This is a genomic window from Bacillus sp. MUM 13, from assembly GCF_001866725.1.
Taxonomy (GTDB): domain Bacteria; phylum Bacillota; class Bacilli; order Bacillales; family DSM-1321; genus Peribacillus.
On the sequence record NZ_MLYQ01000062.1, the window covers coordinates 15206 to 37100 of the forward strand.

The 21895-nt window shown below is 39.3% G+C and carries 16 protein-coding genes; 7 read left to right on the forward strand and 9 right to left on the reverse strand.

Annotation, left to right across the window (positions count from 1 at the left end; translation table 11 throughout):
- The first annotated feature begins 9 nt into the window (after positions 1–9).
- Positions 10–903: a tyrosine-type recombinase/integrase gene (locus BIV59_RS15160; RefSeq protein ID WP_071352291.1), complete on the forward strand. Its 894-nt coding sequence runs from the start codon at positions 10–12 to the stop codon at positions 901–903.
- Between the two features lie 817 nt (positions 904–1720).
- Here BIV59_RS15160 and BIV59_RS15170 read toward each other — a convergent pair.
- The 4 genes from BIV59_RS15170 to BIV59_RS15185 all read right to left on the reverse strand — a co-directional run bounded on the left by BIV59_RS15170 (position 1721) and on the right by BIV59_RS15185 (position 10814).
- Positions 1721–3061, reverse strand: a complete 1341-nt coding sequence (locus BIV59_RS15170) for a recombinase family protein (RefSeq protein WP_071352293.1) — start codon at positions 3059–3061, stop codon at positions 1721–1723.
- The gene (locus BIV59_RS15175; RefSeq protein ID WP_170846167.1) at positions 3045–4454 is read right to left on the reverse strand and encodes a recombinase family protein; all 1410 of its coding nucleotides are present in this window, start codon (positions 4452–4454) and stop codon (positions 3045–3047) included. The genes BIV59_RS15170 and BIV59_RS15175 overlap by 17 nt, the downstream gene beginning before the upstream one ends.
- Before the next feature lie 1222 nt (positions 4455–5676).
- Entirely contained in the window at positions 5677–8151 is a 2475-nt protein-coding gene (locus BIV59_RS15180) for a hypothetical protein (protein ID WP_071352295.1), read from the reverse strand.
- A 647-nt stretch (positions 8152–8798) separates the two neighbouring features.
- The gene (locus BIV59_RS15185; protein WP_071352296.1) at positions 8799–10814 is read right to left on the reverse strand and encodes a penicillin-binding transpeptidase domain-containing protein; all 2016 of its coding nucleotides are present in this window, start codon (positions 10812–10814) and stop codon (positions 8799–8801) included.
- Positions 10815–10994: 180 nt separating this feature from the next.
- Between BIV59_RS15185 and BIV59_RS23715 the strand changes: the two genes are divergently transcribed.
- Entirely contained in the window at positions 10995–11159 is a 165-nt protein-coding gene (locus tag BIV59_RS23715; RefSeq protein WP_170846168.1) for a hypothetical protein, read from the forward strand.
- Positions 11160–11215: 56 nt separating this feature from the next.
- Here the strand turns inward: BIV59_RS23715 and BIV59_RS15190 are convergent, their stop codons facing one another.
- Complete coding sequence (locus tag BIV59_RS15190) at positions 11216–12667, reverse strand: hypothetical protein (protein ID WP_083392202.1); 1452 nt, start codon at positions 12665–12667, stop codon at positions 11216–11218.
- 584 nt (positions 12668–13251) lie between these two features.
- On the opposite strand from BIV59_RS15190, the gene BIV59_RS23720 reads away from it, so the two are divergent.
- On the forward strand, positions 13252–13395 hold the full coding sequence (locus BIV59_RS23720; protein ID WP_170846169.1) for a hypothetical protein: 144 nt from the start codon (positions 13252–13254) through the stop codon (positions 13393–13395).
- A gap of 36 nt (positions 13396–13431) precedes the next feature.
- Here BIV59_RS23720 and BIV59_RS15195 read toward each other — a convergent pair whose 3' ends face one another.
- Complete coding sequence (locus tag BIV59_RS15195; protein ID WP_071352297.1) at positions 13432–13740, reverse strand: hypothetical protein; 309 nt, start codon at positions 13738–13740, stop codon at positions 13432–13434.
- Between the two features lie 279 nt (positions 13741–14019).
- On the reverse strand, positions 14020–14148 hold the full coding sequence (locus tag BIV59_RS24260) for a hypothetical protein (protein ID WP_256212990.1): 129 nt from the start codon (positions 14146–14148) through the stop codon (positions 14020–14022).
- 195 nt (positions 14149–14343) lie between these two features.
- Between BIV59_RS24260 and BIV59_RS15200 the strand changes: the two genes are divergently transcribed.
- The gene (locus BIV59_RS15200) at positions 14344–15231 is read left to right on the forward strand and encodes a tetratricopeptide repeat protein (protein WP_071352298.1); all 888 of its coding nucleotides are present in this window, start codon (positions 14344–14346) and stop codon (positions 15229–15231) included.
- Between the two features lie 180 nt (positions 15232–15411).
- On the opposite strand, the gene BIV59_RS15205 is transcribed toward BIV59_RS15200, so the two are convergent.
- Positions 15412–15981: an REP-associated tyrosine transposase gene (locus BIV59_RS15205; protein WP_071352318.1), complete on the reverse strand. Its 570-nt coding sequence runs from the start codon at positions 15979–15981 to the stop codon at positions 15412–15414.
- 155 nt (positions 15982–16136) lie between these two features.
- On the opposite strand from BIV59_RS15205, the gene BIV59_RS15210 reads away from it, so the two are divergent.
- Both BIV59_RS15210 and BIV59_RS15215 read left to right on the forward strand, forming a co-directional pair.
- A complete protein-coding gene (locus BIV59_RS15210) occupies positions 16137–17750 on the forward strand; it encodes an SWIM zinc finger family protein (RefSeq protein WP_071352299.1) in 1614 nt (537 codons plus the stop codon).
- On the forward strand, positions 17740–20721 hold the full coding sequence (locus BIV59_RS15215; protein ID WP_071352300.1) for a DEAD/DEAH box helicase: 2982 nt from the start codon (positions 17740–17742) through the stop codon (positions 20719–20721). Before BIV59_RS15210 ends, BIV59_RS15215 begins: the two co-directional genes overlap by 11 nt.
- A 54-nt stretch (positions 20722–20775) precedes the next feature.
- Here the strand turns inward: BIV59_RS15215 and BIV59_RS15220 are convergent, their stop codons facing one another.
- Entirely contained in the window at positions 20776–21228 is a 453-nt protein-coding gene (locus BIV59_RS15220; RefSeq protein WP_071352301.1) for a hypothetical protein, read from the reverse strand.
- Between the two features lie 251 nt (positions 21229–21479).
- Between BIV59_RS15220 and BIV59_RS15225 the strand changes: the two genes are divergently transcribed.
- A complete protein-coding gene (locus tag BIV59_RS15225) occupies positions 21480–21872 on the forward strand; it encodes a helix-turn-helix domain-containing protein (protein ID WP_071352302.1) in 393 nt (130 codons plus the stop codon).
- The last annotated feature ends 23 nt before the right edge of the window (positions 21873–21895 follow it).

The window sequence follows — 21895 nt, forward strand, 5'->3', positions numbered from 1 at the left end:
GACAGTGATATGTATTTTAGCCAGAACTTTAATCTGCCTTTTTACGTCACTAAATTTATTAAGTTTCTTAAACGGACCAATAAGTCAGAAGAGACCATTAAAGGGTATTCGACTGATTTAAAATTATTTAACACGTTCATCTATCAAGAGTATGAAGGAAATATTCTTTTAGAACAACTAACAAGGAATGACCTCTTGGACTATCTTGACCACTTACAGCGAGAAAGAGGATATAAATTAAACTCTGTTTCCAGGCATCTGTCTACTTTGAAATCTCTGTATAAGTTTCTAGTGGATGAAATGAACTTCAAGGACAATGTAGCTGCCCGAATCAAACACACAAAAGCCTACGTTCCACTTCCAACCATCTTAGAGCCACATGAGGTCAGCCATTTGCTTTCAGTAGCGAAGAAACACAACTATTACTATTTCATTCTGTTTTCGCTTATTTACTTTACTGGCAGTAGGATTACTCCTATTACTCAACTCGAAAAAAGCAATGTTTTTATTAATGAAAAGAAACTGTACTTCCCAGTTATAAAAGGAGGAGAGGACTTGCATTTACCTATTCACGATGAGTTGGTTCCTACCTTAAAGCAGTTCCTTTTAAATCATCCTGCTCCGTTGTCAAAGTACGTCTTCCACTCTCCAAGAAGTTACATAAAGCCGATTGACCCACAGACTGTACGTGGTCAACTAAAGGAAATCGTAAAAAAAGCTAAGATTGAAAAGAGAGTTACCCCCCACATCCTAAGACATTGTACAGCAACTCATTTAACAATATTAGGCGTAGACCAAAAGTATATTGCGAGTATACTGGGTCATAAAGACCTTCGTTCTACCGCCAGGTATCAGCAGTTGCATGTAGACAATTTACGAAGTTCCATTAACAGACTTTCTTGAGGTTAGGTGTATACCTAGCCTTTTTCTTCTTGATAATAGTATAGGTGTTTTTGGTTTTTTTTATTCAAATGTTCGATACTTTTTTTGGTTTTTGTTATTTTTTTGTTTTTTACCTTTAAGTCCATCTCCTCCCCCATTATCCCACTATTCTCAGGTATAACTCAGTTTTTTTGGTTTTTGTTTTTAATATCTAATATCGTTTAAAAACCAAATAAAAAGAAGCTTCATAGTATCTAAATTTCAGGGGAAAATATCTAAGAATATCCCAAAGGAGGTGAAACAGGAATGATATACAACCTTTTACGTTTTATATCCTTATTTATGCTGTCATCTGAAATAGACCACAATAATTATACGGATATACTCTTACTTGAGGAATATGCTATTGATTGGGAGAATCGTACGGTAACTCTAGGTTCACAAACATATACAGTATCTGAAGAAACCTTACGGTTTCTAAGGAGTTTAGCCAAGTATAAACCGAAGGAACAGTTGCATTTATTTATATATTAAGGAACTGGAGTTACTTTATTAAGAAGTCTAGTATACTAGACTTCTCAATCTTTAGGTTTTTTACATAAGTTTCTTCCTTTAAACCATACTATGAGTAAAGGAGTGAAACGCACATTGAAAAACCAAAAAGGTAACTGGAGTATTAACTTTCTAAATACTCCTCCCCAGGAACAGTTAGACTTTATATATATGCTAGCTCTTAATGATGCTTTGAGAGCTAAGTTTAAATTCGAAAATCCCTCTAGTTCTATTCAAGTACAAAAAAACCAGCAACCGTAATTTCGGCTGATGGTTTTTTGTTTGCTTATTTATCATATCGGTGTGTTATAAATATTTCGTCATCATCATTGAATGTAAAGCAAAGTTTTAATTTTTCTTCTTGCATAACTTGATTTAAATGGTCCCAGTTTTCATCTTTGATGAGCCGCTCATACGACGGATTCTTAAATAAGTAATCCTTTAACCCTTCCTGAACCTTTTTAACTTGCTGTTCAACTTGAAACCTCTTTTCTAAAAAACGGGACTTTGATATTTGACCGATTGCAAATTGCTCTTCAATCTTTTCTTCTTTTTCTCTTAGTTTCTCAATTTCTTTAGCTGCTTCTTCCTTGACAGCTTCAGGGTCAATCGTTGATTCATCTAACTGTTTGAGATAGGAGAGAAGTTTAGACTCGACTTTATCCTTCCTATGTCTGAATTTACAACTCCTATTTGAGCAATGGTAGTATGTCTTATTTCCTGATAGTGTCTTCCCACAGTTAGGGCAAGAGAGCACCTTTCTAAACATATGAAATAACTTATTCTTTCTTTTCTTTCTATTTGGGTTGATTTCTCGCAAAAGTTGATTAACTTCTTCAAATTGCTGTTCGCTTACGATGGGTTCGAAATTTACTTCTGAGATTAATGTATAAGTAAAATTACCTTCGTCGTCCCTCTCCTTTTTGTAATTTTTTCCTGTGTACTTTTTGTTCGTCAAATATTGATAGATTGTGGAAGCAGTCCAGTTTTCCTTTCCACCCATGCTTTCCTCATTAAATAATTTTGCAATCTTAGAGGTCGATTTTAAAGCCCGAAAAAGTTCAAACATTTTTTGAATTATTATTGCTTCTTCTTTAACTATTTTTAGTCTTCTATTAGTATCTTTTTTATACCCAAACGGTTCATTAAAGATATAATGCCCTTCTTTAAGAGAAGCTTTTTTCTTTTGCATAATTCTATTTGTGCGATTTAGGTTCTCTTCATATGCTGCATTTGCTTCCTTTATGATATCACTTTCATCCATTAAGGAGAGCCTTTTACCCTGAGCTATACTAATACACTCAATACCTTTCTCTTTTAGTTTTAATAAAAAGAGAGCAAGTTCGAAATTCTCTCTACCTAAACGGTCAAAATAAGGGACTAAAACACAATCGGTTAAGCCACTAAGAACTAGGTAATCTAACCTTTGAAATGCCTGTCGGTTCTGATTTAATCCAGTTTTCTTTTCATCTGCTAAAAAATCCTGTATTTCCAAAGAATGCTCTTCAGCAAATTCTCGAACCTGCATTTCCTGAACAAAAATACTATCCTTTGGATTAATATCGCCCGAGGTTCTTAAGTAAGCGTAAATCAACTTATAATTTAAAAGCTCATAGTAAGTAGTCATGAATATCTCCCTTTTCAAAGATTTTCTCGTGATATTTAACATGAACAATAAATTCTTTAAAATTGACTATTACTAAATAAGGTAGAGTTAGAAAATAATCTTGTTCTATAGGAGCTGTGTTTACTTCGTCACTAAGCAAGCTTTCCCCAAAAAGAAAACGATAATAAGACTTCTCTAAAAGCAGTTCTTCTTTCCATTTCTTTTGTTTTTCCTCATTCATAGCTAAACTTTTTTCTCTTCGTTCTGAATAATTAGGAAAATACTGCTTTATTTCTTCATGACGCTTTTCTAACTTATAAATCTCATTCTTTATCATATTAATTTTGGACTCAGCTTTATCCTTATTTTCGTCTAGAGCTTTTATGGTTCTCTTACCAAAGTCTGAAACATGAACAAGGTTCTTAAATTCATTCTTTAACAAGGATATGTAAATATCAAAGCCAATTTCAGAATTACAGTTCAGACAATAATACACCTTTCCACTTAGTCTTAATGGTTCCAAACAATAGCTACAAATAGCTAAATCAGGAATATATTTACTTAACTTAAATTTATTCCCTTTCCTCTCATTGGAATACTTCTTTTGAATATACTCAAACATTTCTAGACTTAATACAGGCTCAATAGTTTCAACAGGAGAAGAGTTAACATTCGTAGAAAATATACTTTTCAAAATCCCTGCATACACTGGATTTTGCAATATGCCCTTTATTGTATTGGGGCTCCAATTGCTTCCTCTTTTTGTTGGACCAAACTCTCTGTATATAAGCCTGCTTATCGCACCTAGACTCATATTTGATAAATAGCATAATACAATCAGTTCATATACCCTCAATTCGTTTACAGCATCTAAATTACGAGTGTTCTCTTTTGTTGACGGCACTAATTTTTCTTTATTAGGTTGAACTAAACCTAATGGTTTAAAGGTTCCACGAAAGTAGTTATAATACACCACTTTAGCTCTTCTTGCGTCCCGTAACCTTTTCTTTAACTTCTTTCTGTCTACAGCTGCTTTAGCCGCATTTTCTAGAAATTCCGTTTTAAACCTATTAGAATCCGAGGATATTCCTTCTACAATGAATTCTATCTTGTCTACATAGGAAAGAATTTCAACAACTAAAAGGATACTCGTAGCCAAATCTCTCGAAAAACGCTCTTGGTTATAGCAAACTAAAATATTAACTCTTTTTCTTTGAAGCATCTCCTTCATTTGGTTCAACTCTGGTCTTTCAGCCAAAACTCCAGAGTACCCGATATCCGAATAAATTTTAACGAGATTATACCCATGTTCTTCACAGTATTCCTTTATTGCTACCTCTTGGTGAAGAACAGCATCCCGTTCACTCATATTTTTTATTTTGATTGATTTTCTTGCATATCCTACTACGTTCACCTGAGAATTTTCCTCCCTTGGGTCGGTTAACCGAAGAAGTTTGTCCATCAATTTGTTATTCACCTAGGCTAACAGAGCCTAGACAATCAAATAGCATCTAGCCACTTAACAAAAATATTTTCACAAATAGAACTTACCTAGCCTGTTCCTCCAAACATCGCTCAGGAGTTTCTTCTCTTAGTTAACATCCACCTTTAAATTTTGTTCAAGATTTTTTCTTTAGTATTGCGTCTATTATAGTTAAACGCCCCATCTCATTTGGTATGATTTCTACAGTTGGTTAAAGAAAAAGAGGGAAACTCGAGATGATTTTTAAATTTCTAGTTTCCAAACGTTGCTGGTTGCTATTTAATATCAGTTTCTTCTAGCAAAATCACTGTAAGGTTCTTAGGTAGACTAAAGTCTTGGGTTGTTCCAGACATATATCAATGTAACCTGGAGTAACTTAGGAAAATTAAGCATCAATAGACATCTCTTTTATTTACAAGTAGCTAACCATTTCCTTTGCTCCCTGATTTGGCGGGACTAGTTCCGTTTCTGCGTCAAAGAAGCACCTAAACAAATTGATATTGTTTCTCTCACTATTTTCTTTTAGGATAACCTCTGATGTTTCTCGTTTTTTAATCGAATACTAATTGCAACCATTACTTCAACACTCCAATTTAAAGTTTCTACTTTAGTTTCTTTTTACTCGTTAACTGAGGAGAATTAACTGATAAGAAAAAACTCCAGTTTAGATACTCTAGTTTCCTTTTAAACTCAATCATTAAGGAAACTATATTTGCATTTTAGGTAAAAAGTACTTCAAAAAGGAATCCAAAGTAGGTTAATGCCTTTGATATATATCACCTCCATATAAAAAAAATGCACACCTCATTCCCACTTGACGGGAATGCGGTATGCATTTGTTGTGTCCTATTCAAATTTAACTTATTCATTTGCACACAAAGTGTATAAACTATAATTATTTGCATATATTATTATATTTGCTGAATTTTAATTATACAAAAAAACAGAGAGCTCTATACTCTCTGCTTTTTTTTACACCCCACAATTATGTGTATGCGTGAAGGGAGCACCACATATCGTTGCAATTATGGGGTGTATTTTATTCCCTAATATTTTGAAAGAGAAAGGCTTTGTAGAAAACTTTCTACAAAGCCTCTCATTTTCTATCCTTCACTATAAATCATACTGCATATCATACAGTATCTAATCAGAATTACTTAGAAACAGTTACTGTTGTAGCACCTTTTAGTTCATTTGCAAGGTTTGAAGCATCAACAATGTCATTTCCAGTTACATCTACAGTAGTTAGAGAAAGTGATTTTGCTGTATCAAGAGTCACTCCAGTTACAGAAACTTTAACTTGCTTAGCATAACCTGCTACAGAAGAAGCAGTTGCCGCAGTTACTGCTACATTTGAGTTGTTGTTCTTGATTACTAACTCATCATCTACAATTGCCGCAGTTAATGGAGCAAGAGCTTCACTGAAAGTTAAAGTTAATTCAGCTGTGTGAGCAGTTGCATCATATGAAGTCAATGCAGCTGTTTGAAGAACAGGAGCTGTATTGTCATCAATTGCAAGTGTAGTAGTGTAAGCTTTGTTAATTTTGTTAGTTAATGTTACTACGCCATTTACTGTGAAGATTGCATCAGAATCATCAGCAGTGATAGTTCCTTCAGGAAGAGTGATTGTAGCAACGTTTTGAGTTCCATCTAATACAATCCTAGTTCCTGCTGGTAGAGAACGACCATTTAGTGCGTATCTAGAAGCATCAGTTGCAGAACCTTCAACAGCTCCACCTTTTACTGCTTGACCAAAGTCAACTTTGATAACATTATTTTGACCAGCTGGAACTGTAGCATCAGTTAAGTCAAAAGTAGTAGTTGGATTTTGAGCAGCACCAAAGTCAACTGTTTGAGAGAATGCTTTGCTGTTATTTGGTGTAGCAGCCAAGTCAGTAGCTAGACCGCTAGCAACTGAGAATGCATATTTGCCAGAAAGTGCAGTTGGACCAGCTGCTAATGTAAATTCAGCAGTTTTTGCTCCATTTGAAGCTACTACTGCATCGGAAAGGAGACCTGATTGAAGAACTCCATTTTCGTTTACAACAGTAATTTTATCTGCATCAAGAGTAGCAGCAGTAATTCCTTCATTGAAGTTTACTAAAATCTTGGTTACATTTCCGTCAGCATTTTTCTTGTAAGTAATACCAGTTACTTCAGGAGCAGCTGCGTCTTTAGTAATTGAAACTGTTTTAGTAGCTGCATCAAGAGTGTTACCTAAAGAATCAACGATAACATTACCAGCGAAAACTGCTGTTAAGTTACGAACAGTTTTATTTGCATAAAGACCTGCTTCGTTAATAGGAAGAACAAACTTAGTACCAGTTGTGTCACCAGGAAGTGCATACACAGTACCTTCAGTTAAGTCACCATAAGCTTCATCTTTAAGAGCGATGTTTCCATCAACGTTAGATACAGCTTTGCTGAATGTAACTAATAAAGCAGAGTCACTGAATGGAGTAATGCTAGAAACAGCTGGAGAAACTGTATCTTTAGTTACAGAGAAAGTTTTAGATGCAACAGAAGAAACATTGTTTGCACCGTCTTTTAGGTTCACAACTTCAATAGTATGCGTTGCGTTTGCAGCTAAACTTAAACCAGTAAGTGTTTGTGTTTTACCTGCAACTACAGGTCCATAAGATACTCCATCAACTTTAATTGTTCCAGATACAACTGGCTCAGAGAAAGTGATAGTTGCAGATGTTGCTGCATCACCATTAGTTTTAGAAACTACAGAAGTAACTTCAGGTTTTACAGTATCATTGACAGTAACAGTAGTAGTGAATAATGGGAATGTTTTGTTATCATCATCTGCTAAAACTACATCTTTAACTGTTAATACTGCATTAGTAGATGTAGTAAATGGAGCATCAGTTGTTAGTAATACAGATTTTCCATCTTCTTGTACTACAGCTGAATCAACATTAATACCGCCAGATTGGGATAGTACAAAATTAGCTTCGTCAGCAGCAGTAGTTGCATCAACTGATTTATTAAATTTCACAAGTATTTGTGAAGCGTTAATCGCACTTACACTATCTACTTTTGGAGTAGCAAGTGCTTCAAGAGCAGCTTCAATTTTATCAAGTCTAACTTTTGAAAGTCTATCGAAAGCACCAGTTAGTACTTCACGAACAACTGGTCCGTAGATTTTGCCGATTCCAACATGACCTTGGTTTTTAGGATCTTTAAGTTCAGCTTGAGCTTTTTCAAGGTCTGCAACTTTGTTAGCTTTAAGAGCTGCATCTGCATTACCATAAACTTTAAAAATAGACCCTAAACCAGCAACATACGCCTTAGAACGATCTAAGTATTTTTTGTAACCGTCAAGTTTTGCTTGGTATGTTTTAGCGCTTTTTCCGCCAGATTTCTTAACTACTGCAGTTGCGTCAGCATATGCTTTTTCACCTTTAGTGATTAACGCTTGCACTGTAGCAGCTGATACAGTCTTTTTAGTGGTACCTGTTTGGTAGTATTTGTCGAATGGTGCTTTCATTGCTTTTTGAGCATTTGTTACTGTAGTAGCTACGCTTGTAGCTGCTTGAGATTGTGTAGGTGCAACTGCTGCAAATGCGGATGCTGCGATTGCGGAAGCAGCAACGACTTTGATTGCTTTCTTTTTATTCATTTGTTTGGTGTTCTCCCTTCAAAATAAAAACTAGTTCATAAGGATTATATATTTGTTTAAAATATCCAATCCTTACATTTACAAGATTTTGCAAAGCAAAATCAGGATAAAAATACTAAGATTTTGGCAATCTAGTATATTAAAACCATTTTCAAAAGCACATGGAGTTAATTCCAAATACTTCATGTATAGAAATATAATACATATTCCTACTAAAATCTAGGTGTTTTGCTAGATTTTTTTAAAAATAACCATAGTATTTTTTTCCAATTCCTAAATAACGCTACATAATTATCATAATATGTAAAATAAAATAAATTATTACAGTTACATAAATGATTCAGAATAAGGAATTATATACCATGAGACACAACTATAAGCTCAGTAACCAACAGTAAGTATTGAACTTACAATCTAATTATAATACAAATTATTGGTAATTAATAGCTTTAATTATTTATTTTTCCATTTATTTTACATTTACTTACAAAATATACATGTCTATTGATATATGAATTACTCGTTACAAAAGAACTATAAATTTAATATTCTTCTGTAGTTGGTTATAATTACACTAGGTTTCCAGACTCAGCATTTTTTTTACAAATAAAGAGAAGCAGCAGACCATCATAGTCTGCTGCTTCCCTTTATTTCTTCAAATACTTCTTCAGCACTGGCTCCATCTTATCCACAACATGATGGCTGCCGCCTTTGTTCTGAAGTCCTTCCATCATCCAGGCCATCAGCAGCTTAGGATGATCGGTGTTCATGGCAACGAACCAGCCATTCTCCGCTCCGCTTTCTCCCTGGGACATTTTAAGTTCTGCTGTCCCGGTTTTTCCTGCGAGCGGTATTTTCAGCTTGCTGGCAGCATGTGCGGTGCCGTGCGGGTTATTCACTACTTGCTTCAGCATGTTCAGCACCTGGGCTGCCTCTTGCGGCGATGCTGCGTTTTGCTTCCAGTATTTCTGGGCTGGCTGTTTTCCTTCTATAAGGTATGGTGACACGATGTTCCCCTGATTAAGGAAGGCTGTATACGCAAGAGCGACATGAAGCGAGCTCATCTGAACCTGCCCCTGTCCATAGCCGCTGTCTGCAAGGCGCCCTTCGCTGTCAATACTTCCATAGGACGAGCTCGTTATCGGATATTCAAAAGGAAGCTTGTCCTTAAAGCCGAATGACTCAAGGCCTGTGGTAAACTTCTTCGTTCCGAGATCCAGTGCCTGACGTGCAAAGTAAATATTATCCGAATAAATCAATGCATCTGTCATGTTGACCGGCTTTCCGGGATCAGAAACACGTGTGATGCTATGGTCTTTCCAGTTGGACTTCTGCCAGTGAAGGCCCTTGATATCCAACGCTTTATTTGGATTCACACCATTTTTAAGGGCAACGGAAGCTGTTATGGCTTTAATGGTAGAACCGGGTGCATAGGTGGAGCTAAAACGGTTCAACAAAGGCTTCCTTGGATCATTTTCCAGCGCCTTTTGCTCCTCGCCTGAAATGCCCAGCACATACTTATTTGGATCAAAGGACGGAGAGCTGACAAGTGCCAATGCTTCTCCTGTCATAGGCTGAATCGCTGCCGCGGATCCTGTTTCACCTTTATATTGCTTATAAATACTTTTCTGTAGTTCAGCATCAATTGTCAGTGTAATTGTTTCTCCTTCTTTGGCAGGATGATCGGCAATGACCTTTTCCTGTCCGTTGTCTCCCTTAATATACACCTTCGCTCCTGACGATCCTTTTAACCGGTCTTCAAGAATCTGTTCTAAACCTCGCTTGCCGATTGTATCGTTAGCCGTATAGCCTTTTCCTTTCAGCTTTTTCAAGTCCTCTGCTGAAACAGGGCCGATATAGCCGATTAAGTGTGCCGTTGCTTCCTTATAAGGATATACCCGTTCGTTTATTTCCTGCACAGATACAGAGGTAATGCCTGACAGCTTGGTCATCAGCGCTGTCTGATCGGCAGGGAGTTTTTTGATTGGCACAATATAATTCGGCTGTACCCATGGCTGATTCAGCTTTTTCTTGATTTCATCAGCTGTCATGTTCAAAAGGGATGCGACCTGGGGAAGTACGGTTGACTCTTTCCCTTTTAGCTGTTCAGGGACGATTCCGACTTCACCTGCTGTTCCGTTCATGGCAAGTCCCCGTTCGTTGCGGTCCACAATTTCCCCGCGGACTGCCGGGTAGGTCTGGACAGATACCTTTTCGTCATCTTTTAACTGCGGAAAGATATAGGATGCATTCCAATCCAGGTACCAGTTCGTTTTATCGTCCTTTTTCTGCTGGACAAGCTTTGCAGATTTATCAAAGCTGACCGGTCCTGCTATCGTGTCCATCTTCACAGAGATCGGCAGACTTACCTTCTTTTTGTCGCCGTGGTCTTTCGGTTCCTTTGGCTTCTTATAGGTCACCTTAAGATTCTCTGCTTCTACGCCTTTATAAATCTTCGTATAACGCTCGGTAAATTGCTTTTTGCTTACCTTTTGTTTTGTATCGTCTGAAAGGTAGCTGTACATCTGATCGAACTTCTTTTCATTCCAAAGCTTGGTGTATGCCGCCAGCCGGTCCTCCGGCTTCGGATCATTATTTGAACAGCCTGCCAAAAGCAGGATGCCTGTTAGAATGAGACTGGAAACTAATAGAAGTTTCTTCATGACTTCCTCCTATTATCTTGGATTTTATTTACTTATTCATTTTAACAAATGTTGGACGTTATGGTTAAGAAGAATGATTTTTATTCAAAACACTTGTTTTTTCTCTTTCGGAAGAAAAAAGTCCGTCTCGCAAACAAATATGTTAAAATTTGGTTACTAGTAAGAGAGGGTGAAAAGTATTTGAAAACGAATACGAATATCTTTTGGATATTGCTGATTGCTGTCATTGCTTATTTTACAGGTGAAATCGCTACGGTCATGATGCTGTTCTTAATTTTAGTTGCCCTGAACGGAATACATTCAACGATCCAGGACTTTTATGAGGATTGGAAACGCAGGATGTAGATTTTTTGGATCCGCAACAAAAAAGCCCTCCATCAATGATGAAGGACTGCAGCACGTTATATTTTCTTTCTGCGGCTTTTCCGTTCTCTCAGGTAGCTTTTTAGCGAGGCCATGCCAATGACGATGGAAATGATAATACCGCTCATTCCTACGAAAAAGGCAAGATACTCAAAGATGGTGTAATGGGCAAGCTTGCTCCATTTCACTTCACCCTTCCAGTCGCCTATTACAAGGTTCATTCCGTATATACCGGATATCACGGTATAGATGGTTAAGATCTGCAGCAGATAATTATTCCGCTTGCCGGATAACTTATCCTGATTTTGATACAGTGACGCGAGGGTTTTTTTGACATCATTATATAGTCTGTCGATTCCAAAGTTCGTCTTGAAAATCTGTGAAATCTCACGTCCGGACGTTGAGCTGTTCACTTCAGGAAAAAGGTACTTGGCGGAAAACTCCGTGATCATGACAATCAGGAGCTCTGTACTTGACTGGTCTTTTTCAATATCAAGCTTCGCATGGGCGTGGGTAAGCTTCATCAGGACGATTTTGTAGTAAAAAAACAAAAGCAGCGAATAAAAGTCCTTCCCGTACATCTGGCTGGAAATCTGGCCTTCGTATTCCTTGCCCGTCCTTGTGACACAGGCAAAATTATATTCGCTCATCACATAATACGTTTCGTCTCCCCAGCGGTCATACACATTATTAGTGTAATAGCGGTCAATATAATCTGGATTATTCGCCCCGACAAAGGGTTTTCCTTTCCGGTCGTAGCCGTTTAGCTGTCCTGCCCGGTATAAGTCTGTCTTGGTAACCCTGCTTTCAGGAGGAATGGCTATCTGGCTGATTACATACATTCTTTCATCAATGAAAAAAGGCAGACTGCCAAAGTAAGAAGAAGATTCTCCTTCATCTTCGTCAATATAATCCCTCATAATAGGAGAGAGTTCCTTAAAGATAAAGTCTTTGACCAGCTTATAGCTTTCATCCGAGCATTCAATCCGCACCGTTTCTTCATCATCATCAATGGGTTCAAGCACCCTGAATGTATCCCCGAAGAAAAGAACATCCGAATAATCCATATGGTCAGGAAGCGTCACACGAATATTAATGAGGCCGATATGAAACGGACAAAGAAAAATATCAAAGGAATCAACCGTAAATTCGGTAACAAGACGGTCTGATGTAAAAAGGCAATCGCGCTTCTGATTATTAGTAAAGCGGCGGAAACCTTCTTTATCTCTATAAGAACCAGGAAAAAGAAATCGTTCTATATTAGGCATAAAGTAGCTTTCAAGTGTGCGATGATGGATTTTCTTGCCGCCATAAAAGGCGTCCTGCTGCTTCATATCATTCAAATCAAAAAAGATAAAGTCATCTTCAAGAAGCTTTTCTGCAAAAAGCTCAACTTTATCCTCTTTTAGCATAAAAGGAAATAAAAACTGCAGGTAGGCACTTTCCGTTTTTAAGTCTTTCGTCATATCGGAATACGTTTTAGGCTCCATTCAGTTTCCTCCGGCACACAGTCTAATTCTTAATGTACCCGAAGGAGCCCAAACTAAACTGGAGGATGATGGATGAAAATTAAGAAGGCCTGAAGTTTGAAATAAAAAAATCCCGCCGGCAATAAGCCAGCGGGCCAAAGAAGAGTATGTTCGAAGTACTCTTCACTCTCGGGTACTAGAAACTAAGGGTTTCCAGGAATTCGGGCAGTTGAAATAACCTGCTGTGCTATTAATAAGGTACTATGCATAAACTGATGAGGAATATGCCTGTCACCTAAAACTAATAGCAGGAATAGTCTTATTTAAGCATTTATAACGAACCTGACAAAACGCCAAAAAACGCCCTCACAGACGTTTAAAGGCGATTTTCAGCCATTTTGTCAATATAAAACATGGTTTTCCTACTAAAATATAACTAAAAGAATATTTTTAGCAGGAAAACGTCATTTTCATTAACAATTTTATTATCCCTATCGCTTTTTACGTTTTTTAATTTATTTTCACAAAAGTGGTTTATGCGATAACTCACTGGGTATTAGGTACCATAGATAGTTAAGATAGTTATCCGCAAAGGGGCGACTTCAATGAAAATCGAAAAATTTAAATTGTGCCAGCAGCCAGCTAATAAACCCGTGTTACCGCGTGCAGGTTATAAATCATCTGCAGTAAACGAACGAAAGCAAATGAAGGAATTTTTATATAAGAGAAAAAAATCAAGTATTCTTTAACGGCCTCATAGCATCTCTGCTGTGAGGATTTTTTTATTAATTTAAAACTTCCTCTATATTGCGCTGCCTGCATTTCTTGATGCCAAGTATATTTAAGAACTGAGTAATCTTCTCCATGGAAGCACTCTGATATTCTTTTACGATAGAAAACTGCTCCACATAGGCCACTTTCTCTTTCAGTTCCCTCGAGTCAGCCTGGCAATCCTTCTTGAGGCAATCTTGCTCTTCACATGTATAAATAACCGCTTCCCCAATCTTCTTCGCTTCCTGATCGAAATAGAACGAAAATACAATGGCACATTCTTCATCAAAAAAAGAGGGCTGAACTTTCATATTAATATCCATTTATCCTTACACCTCTCTCCGATTTGTTATTTCAACTATAGCAAAATACCACAAAGGAGGAATGGCCTACTATTTTGCACCTGGGCGCAAGTACCATATAAATCATCATACTATATACACCCTTTCGAAATAAATATAACTCTAGGAATATGCCTATAAGAATATTTATGCAAAAACAATGCATGACTATAGAACTAATTTATTTAAATAATCAAAAAAATACACCACCGGAATGGCAGTGTATTTCTTGTAGGAGTATAATATTAAGTGTAGTAGTTATTAAAATAGTGATGGTAACTCAGTAACTCCAACATTTCCGTGAGTAGGCGTTGAACTTGAAGTTCCAACCAATCCAAATCCTGCAACAAGAAGAGCAGCCACCATAAATCCTAAAAATTTCTTTTTCATAGGTAATTCCTCCTTTTTTCTTTTAAAAACATTGGATTTAATAGAATTAACTTCTATAGTTATATTTAACCACAATCAAAAAAACCACATATTTGGGTTCTCATGCATTGATAATTAAAATCGGCCAGGTATCCCAATGTTTACCTGCTGTTATTCACTAAAATATAACTCTAGGAATATTTAAGGAGAGTTACTATGGATTTTTCTGCGGTCGGACAAAAGATAAAAGAACTAAGAAAACAAATGGGGCTATCTCAGGGTGAATTGGCTTCAGGAATATGTACTCAAGCACAAATCTCAAAGATAGAAAAAGGTGACGTGTACCCTTACGCCTCTACCCTTTATTTAATTTCGCAAAAGCTTGGAGTGGATGTGAACTACTTCTTCGATATCGGGATGACTCCACGTTTGGATTATGTACAAGAAGTGACGCATCAGCTAAAGCTTACAAGAAGGACCATGAATTATCCGGAAATGAAACAAATCGTGAAGACCGAGCAAAACAATCCGCTGTTTTTGCAGAATACAAGGAATTATCAGCTGCTTCTCTGGCATAAGGGGATTTATGAATATAATATTGAAAAGGATACCGAAAAGGCCCTAGGTCATCTGAAAGAAGCCCTATCTTTATCCCGGTCCACCGAAAAAGTTTATTCTGAGCGAGAAATCGAATGCCTTTTAAGCATGGGTGTTATCTACTTTGAAGAAAAACGTTATCAGGAAGCTCTTTCAACCTACCATATAGCAAAAGATCACTTGAAATTCATCCCCTACCTGACAGATAAAACAATTAAAGGACGTTTATATTATAATATCGCCCGGGTCCTGACACGGCTGAAAAATTACCATGATTCTATCGAGTATTGCGAAGATGCCATCAAATGGTGCATTGAGCAGGACCAATTATATCTGCTCGGTGAGTTGCATTATCATATAGGCTATAATCTCGAGCTCCAGGAAAATTATGCGGTCGCATTGCAATACATGAAAAAAGCCCAGTTAATCTTCGAGCTTCGCAACGACGAACGCTTTTCAGACTTCATTCTGACAAAAATAGAAAAACTCAGCGCAATCACCACCTAAAACCATTCCACACCCCGGGAATGGTTTTTTTATTGCACACCAAACCAAACTTCCACATCAAATCCAACTCCCCACTCAAAATTCCAGCCAAAATGAAGTATAATAAAAAGATGATCAAAAATCGGGAAATGGGGTCTGACCCCATTTCCCATGTGACCAACATATACAGCAACAAGGGTTTTAAGCGTTTGTGGAGTTTTGGGAAATGGGGTCTGGCCCCATCATTTTGCTTGTGACGTAGGTTTTGTAGTTTTCGGGGGTATGGAAGTAGTGAAGGATGTGCCGGGTGGTAACGTGGGGATCTGGTTTGCTTAGGGCAAAGGCCTGGTAGCTGCTCCACTTATATTGTTCTGGTTTTTCGACCATATTGGCTTTATAGGGATTTAGGTGAATATAGCGGCTTGTTGTGAGGAATTGTTCTGCGGATTCAATTAAAACGGAGTGGAATCTTCCTTGAAAGACATGGCCATCCAGTTCATGCCTTTTGTTAAAAGCGATGGCATATCTGGAGTTGAGCTTTCTCATAATGGAGCTGATGGGGTAATCCTTGGTTTCGAGGAGCAAATGTACGTGATTGCTCATTAAACAGTAGGAATGAAGCTGAAAATAATATTTTTCCTTCGTTTCTTCAAGGTAATGCAGATACCGGTATCTGTCCCTGTCATCAATAAAAATGTCACTGTGCCGGTTTCCCCGGCACGTTATATGGTATACCGCACCCGGATACCAAACCCTCGCCTTTCTTGCCATATTGAAAATCAATCCTTTCTGCTTAATTTGGTGCGGGAAATGGGGTCTGACCCCGCTGCCGCATGGTTATAAATGCTGTTATGTATACATTATAGGAAATAATTTGTTTTTGGGAAATGGGGTCTGACCCCATTTCCCATAGAGGAGGCTGTGTGATGGAGGAGCTGCTGTGGTTTGAGGAGTATTTTGGGAATATGCTTGATCCTGAGGATAGTGAGGATGTTAGGGTAGTCCAGATTGGGCAGAGGCTGTATCGCCAGGGGATGGTGTTCAGGAGTATTGAGTCTCCTGATATGATCATTGCTGAGGTGCAGGATGTGATCCGCTATAAGGTGGAACTTGACCTTGATAAGGCTGAGCGTTCGTCCTGCGATTGTGATCACGATTTTGTCTGCGAGCATATGGCAGCTGTTTTCTTTTCTGCTTATTCAAAAATCCGCAGTGTGAATGAGTGGGTTTCAGAGTGGAGGCAGGATCATTCATCAATGAATATATTTATGAAGGATCTTGGAATCATCACAGCAAAAGACTTGCTGGATACGGATTCTCCTCTTGAAAAAAGCTATTCAGCATGGAAGGATTTCGTGTCAGCGAACTTCAAAAAAAGCATTGAAAACAACTTGAACCTCGCTCCCTATATACTAGATGACCATCTGACAAAATTCTTCAGAAAAATAGAAGCAAAGGCGCCCATGGAAAGGGAATGGAGCCTTTTATATCACTTTGTCACTGATTTCGCCTCCCTTATGAATATCTTGGACCTCATAAGGAAGCATCCCGAAAAGAATCTGCATGCACGCATGTTTCATTCGGCCGCAGAAAATCTTGCAGAAGATCTGCAGGCTGCCGTCCAGCAGTTAAGCAGGCAGGCCCGCCCTTTCGCCTTTGATCCATTCATCACTGGCATTAAGGAGGATGCTGCAGAACTCCTTGAGGGCCGGGATATGCTGTCTTATGAAAAAACCGATCTGTACCGTTCCATCTGGAGTTCCCTGCTGGTGAATTCCGCCTGGCGCAAGGAAGAACAAAAGCGCGTCAGCGATGCCCTTGAAAATGCCAGGCATCCTGAGGGAAAAATGACCTATACGGTTGCGGCGATTCACCTCTCGCTTCTTTCAAGCGAGAGCGAAACGGCAGCTTCCCTGCTGAAAGGACTCAATTTTGAGGCATGTCCATATATGTTTTACTGGATCCGCTCCTTTTCAGAAAATGAAAATGAAAAACAGGCAGCGCCTTTCATTGATTTCCTTGTTGCCCATGTAAGGGAATACCTGAAGGATAAATCCGATTACTATTATTCAACCGATTTTGTCCGTACCTCTTCAGGGCCAGTCAGTAACTACTGCTATAAAACAAAGCGCATGGACCTGCTCGATAAATTTTACCGTGAATGCCTTCCGTACAGCTATTGGAATTACTCTCACTTCCTATTCGAACAAGGGTCATATAAAAAATGGGTAGAGATGCATATCTATACGGACGTGAGCATCGATTTAATCAGCGGAGATATGATTAAAGCGGTCTCTAAAGAAGATCCTTCCCTCATTCTGCCCTTGTACTATCATGCCGTTCAGCAAACGGTCAGCCAGAAAAACAGGTCTGCTTATAAACAGGCTGTGCGCTATTTGAAGAAGATGCGTACGCTTTACAAAAAAATGAAGCAAGAAGACGTGTTTAACAGGTACATCCAATATGTAGCGCAGTCCACAAAACGGCTGCGCGCATTTCAAGAAGAATTGCAAAGGGGTAAGCTGACTGATGCAAATTAGAGAAAAAATGATTGTAAAAACCGCTTCTATAGGAAATGGAAGCTTTAGTATTTCAGTATGTGATGAGCACGGTGAATACTACAATCCGCAGAAAATCAGAAAGCTGCTGTTTACCTGGGATGAATCCAGCTTTTACGGCACAAGGCTAGAATACTCTGAAATTGATGATATACCAGTTTTCATCCTGGATGCATGGGGCCTTCTGAATTTGTTTGCCAAGGAGAGCTTTAACTCATTTATTGATTGGGAATGGTCCGACCTTTCCTCTACCCTGTTATCATCTGCTCCTATTCTTCATGAAACTATCTCTTCCGGCATACCGGTTCCTGACTTTGCGAGTCTGCAGGAAGAAAAGATCGGCTGGAAGCTGCCTCAAGAGGTAAAAGAGGAATTCGGCCCGAGCTTTTGGGAAGAAAAGGTTACTCCTGTAAGTCCTGACAATGAAGAAAGTATGGAAGCCTTTATTGGCAAATGGTATAACGACGCGGCCAATACGTTTCTGAAAGACCATTCGCCTATCAGCCATAAATGGGGAGAAGCCCTTCAGGCACTGAAGGATACCCGGCTGTCGCCTGAAGAACTTCAAAGCTTTTTTAATCAAGAAAGCTGGCTGGATTGGCTTGGCCTTGAAGAAGATCCTAAGCCATTTGTCATCGGGCTGCAGCTTACAGAGCCGCTTGACGGGGAAGGACCTTGGGAGCTGACAACCGTTCTTCGTTCCAAAAAGGATGAAACTGTTGTGGAAACCTACCCGGCAAAAAAACTGCCGCGCGGCTGGAATAAATATACGAAAGAAATCGATAAAACGATCACTCGCTGGGCAAAGGTGGTTCCATGGCTCAGTGAAAACGGCACCTTAAAAGAACAGCTCTCTGAATTTGAGGCCTGGGAGTTTTTAACCGAAGCCAGTGAAAAACTGATTTTCCTTGGTGCTGAAATTATGCTTCCTTCCTGGTGGGTAGCACTCAAGGAATCCAATCTTAAGGTCAAGGCGAGAGTGAAGACCCAGTCAACCCGCGGCCCTTCTTATGTCGGCCTTCAGGCTTTAATGGACTTTGACTGGCGTTTTTCTCTGAACGGAGAAGAATTGTCAGAAGCGGAATTCCAGAACCTTGTGGATGAAAAAAGAAGGCTTGTTTATATCCGCGGCCAATGGGTGAAGTTAGATCCTGCTTTCATCAGGCAAATTCAGACACTGATGGAAACCGCAAACGAAAAAGGCCTGCAGCTTAATGACCTTCTTCAGCAGGAGCTTTTGAGCGAATTAGGCGAAGAAAATGGTGAAGAAGATGAAGAAGGAGAAGATATGCTCCGGATTCAGTTTGAGCTGAATAAGGACCTGAAAAAACTGGTGAACCGTCTCAGGGAATCTAAGAATATTCCGGCTGTCCCATCACCTGAAGCCCTTCAAGGAGATCTCAGGCCGTATCAGCAGCAGGGCATGAGCTGGCTCCTTTTCCTCCGCGAAAACGGCTTTGGCGCCTGCCTCGCTGATGATATGGGACTTGGGAAAACGGTTCAGATGATTGCTTATCTTCTGCATGTGAAAGAAAAGGAAAGCCTTGCTGCTCCAGCTCTTGAGGTGCAGCCGGAAAACCACCATGCTGCCATCATCGAAAGCGCAGAGGAAAGCAGCGATTTCGCGGAAACAGATTCAGAAGTCTCAGAAACTGAAAGTGATATCAGCCTTAAGCCGTCTGTTTCTGCATCTCTCATTGTCTGCCCGACCTCCGTACTCGGGAACTGGCAGCGTGAACTTGAACGCTTCTCGCCTGATCTGAAGGTTCATCTGCATTACGGATCCAGCCGGACAAAAGGCGAAGATTTCGCTTCTATAATGGCGAAATATGATGTGGTGCTCACTTCATACGGCCTTACACACCAGGATACCGAGGAGCTGACTTCCCTTCACTGGAACAGCATTATCCTTGATGAGGCGCAGAACATCAAAAACTCGCAAACGAAACAATCGCGGGCTGTCCGCAAGCTTAAGGGGCGGCATCACGTAGCCCTGAGCGGAACTCCAATGGAAAACAGGCTGAGCGAGCTATGGGCCATCTTTGATTTTATTAATAAAGGCTATCTCGGCTCCCTTGCCCAGTTTCAGGAAAAGTATGTTTCCACCATTGAACGCGAAGAGCAAAAAGGAAAAATTAAAGAGCTGCAAAGCCTGATTCAGCCCTTCTTATTGCGAAGGACGAAAAAGGATAAAGATGTGGCGCTTAACCTTCCGGACAAACAGGAACAAAAAGAGTTTGTACCGCTGACAAAAGAACAGGCTTCACTGTATGAACAGCTGATCAAGGATACCTTTGCAAATATTGAAAACCTATCGGCCTTTGAAAAGAAAGGCATCATCCTTGCCATGCTGAATAAGCTGAAGCAGCTTTGCAACCACCCTGCCCTTTATTTAAAGGAAGAAGCAAAAGAAGATCTTGTGCAGGCTTCCAAGCGTTCAGGCAAGCTTGAAAAACTGACAGAGCTCGTTGACGCAGTCAGGGAACAAAATGAAAGCTGCCTGATTTTCACCCAATATATCGGTATGGGGAATATGATGCAGGATCTGCTTTCCAAGCGCTACGGAATCGACATCCCTTTCCTGAACGGAAGCGCCAATAAAAAACAGCGTGATGCTATGATTGCAAAATTCCAGAACGGGGAATTTCCGATCTTCATTCTTTCACTGAAGGCAGGCGGAACAGGGTTGAACCTGACAGAAGCCAACCATGTAATCCACTATGACCGCTGGTGGAATCCGGCTGTTGAAAACCAGGCTACTGACCGTGCATACCGTATCGGCCAGAAACGCTTTGTACATGTCCATAAAATGATCTGCACAGGTACACTGGAAGAAAAAATTGATGCCATGCTTGATAAAAAGCAAGCGCTGAATGACGAAATCATCTCAAGCGACAACTGGATCACCGAGCTCTCAACTGATGAGATCAAAGAACTGGTTGCCCTTCATTAGATTAACGAAAAATCCTCAGCCCTGGGAGCTGAGGATTTTTCTATGTATCGATAGTCATACCTTTTGCTTTTGGCAACTTCCTTTGTTCTTCTCCTCTTCAACACGCACCTTTAAGTGATCGGGTACCACCGTTAAAAAGGCATAGCTGCTTTCTCTTTTGAACATCATATGCTGAAGCGCTTCAAAAGCCGCTGATGCATTGCCGCTTTTTTCCGCGATCATTATTTTATCTTTTTTCTTTTCTACCGTGATATGCCTTACATCCTGTGAGCCTGGCACCATAAAGGTAAGTTTCAATGGTTTACGAAGGGAATATTCCTGGTAGCCGTCCTGGCACTGGGGTTTTTTCTTGAAGGGCGGAACCGTATGCTGTATGCTATCAAAAAATGTCATCCTTGAAAGTAAGGGCTGCTTTCCTCCCTGTACGGTTTTTTTCAGTATCACTCTAACGCTTTTGCTTCCTCTGCTGCTATTGCAGAGATCTTCGTTTTCCATGCTAAAATTCATACACTCCTCCTGTCAAAAACTAGTAATTTATCCCTATTAATATTTGACTTATTTTTACAATATCCCTTCTTTTTCAACAAAATAAATTTTCCTGCCCCAAATGAATAATCCTTTGGTAAATGGGGGGTTCTTTGCCCGCTCCCCTTTGTTCTATTTTCGAACAATAACTTTTGTTCCGAATTAGAACATCCACTCTTTTTTCCCTCGGCACGTTGTACTTTTAAGAAAAGCAGAAAAACGGAGAAGAAACTATGTCCTTACCCTCTAAATTAAAAGAGCTGCGCCAAAGCAAGAATTGGAACCAGGATTATGTTGCCAATAAGCTGAATATCAGCAGATCTGCCGTTTCAAAATATGAAACTGGCCGGCAGGCTCCTACTGTGGATGTATTAATGCGATATGCCGACCTTTTCGGAGTAAGCCAAAACCTGCTGTTGTCCGAACTTACCGGAATCGGCAAGGAAAACGGAACCTCCTATTATGCAAAAACCGGAGATTCAGAACTTCTCATTCTGCAAAAACTATTTGCAAGCAATCCAAAGTTAAAGAAAATTCTCCTCGAAATGGATCAGCAGCCATTTAAAAACCAGCAGCAAATCACAGAGTTTCTGGAAATAATGATTAAGGGCATGAAAAAACGATAAAGGCAGCTTCCTCTAAATGGAAA

Coding starts and splice junctions, on each gene's coding strand:
- BIV59_RS15160 (WP_071352291.1), top strand. CDS start 10: ATGTATTTTAGCCAGAACTTTAATCTGCCTTTTTACGTCACTAAATTT.
- BIV59_RS15170 (WP_071352293.1), bottom strand. CDS start 3,061: ATGACTACTTACTATGAGCTTTTAAATTATAAGTTGATTTACGCTTAC.
- BIV59_RS15180 (WP_071352295.1), bottom strand. CDS start 8,151: ATGAATAAAAAGAAAGCAATCAAAGTCGTTGCTGCTTCCGCAATCGCA.
- BIV59_RS15185 (WP_071352296.1), bottom strand. CDS start 10,814: ATGAAGAAACTTCTATTAGTTTCCAGTCTCATTCTAACAGGCATCCTG.
- BIV59_RS15190 (WP_083392202.1), bottom strand. CDS start 12,667: ATGGAGCCTAAAACGTATTCCGATATGACGAAAGACTTAAAAACGGAA.
- BIV59_RS23720 (WP_170846169.1), top strand. CDS start 13,252: ATGAAAATCGAAAAATTTAAATTGTGCCAGCAGCCAGCTAATAAACCC.
- BIV59_RS15195 (WP_071352297.1), bottom strand. CDS start 13,740: ATGGATATTAATATGAAAGTTCAGCCCTCTTTTTTTGATGAAGAATGT.
- BIV59_RS24260 (WP_256212990.1), bottom strand. CDS start 14,148: ATGAAAAAGAAATTTTTAGGATTTATGGTGGCTGCTCTTCTTGTTGCA.
- BIV59_RS15200 (WP_071352298.1), top strand. CDS start 14,344: ATGGATTTTTCTGCGGTCGGACAAAAGATAAAAGAACTAAGAAAACAA.
- BIV59_RS15205 (WP_071352318.1), bottom strand. CDS start 15,981: ATGGCAAGAAAGGCGAGGGTTTGGTATCCGGGTGCGGTATACCATATA.
- BIV59_RS15210 (WP_071352299.1), top strand. CDS start 16,137: ATGGAGGAGCTGCTGTGGTTTGAGGAGTATTTTGGGAATATGCTTGAT.
- BIV59_RS15215 (WP_071352300.1), top strand. CDS start 17,740: ATGCAAATTAGAGAAAAAATGATTGTAAAAACCGCTTCTATAGGAAAT.
- BIV59_RS15220 (WP_071352301.1), bottom strand. CDS start 21,228: ATGAATTTTAGCATGGAAAACGAAGATCTCTGCAATAGCAGCAGAGGA.
- BIV59_RS15225 (WP_071352302.1), top strand. CDS start 21,480: ATGTCCTTACCCTCTAAATTAAAAGAGCTGCGCCAAAGCAAGAATTGG.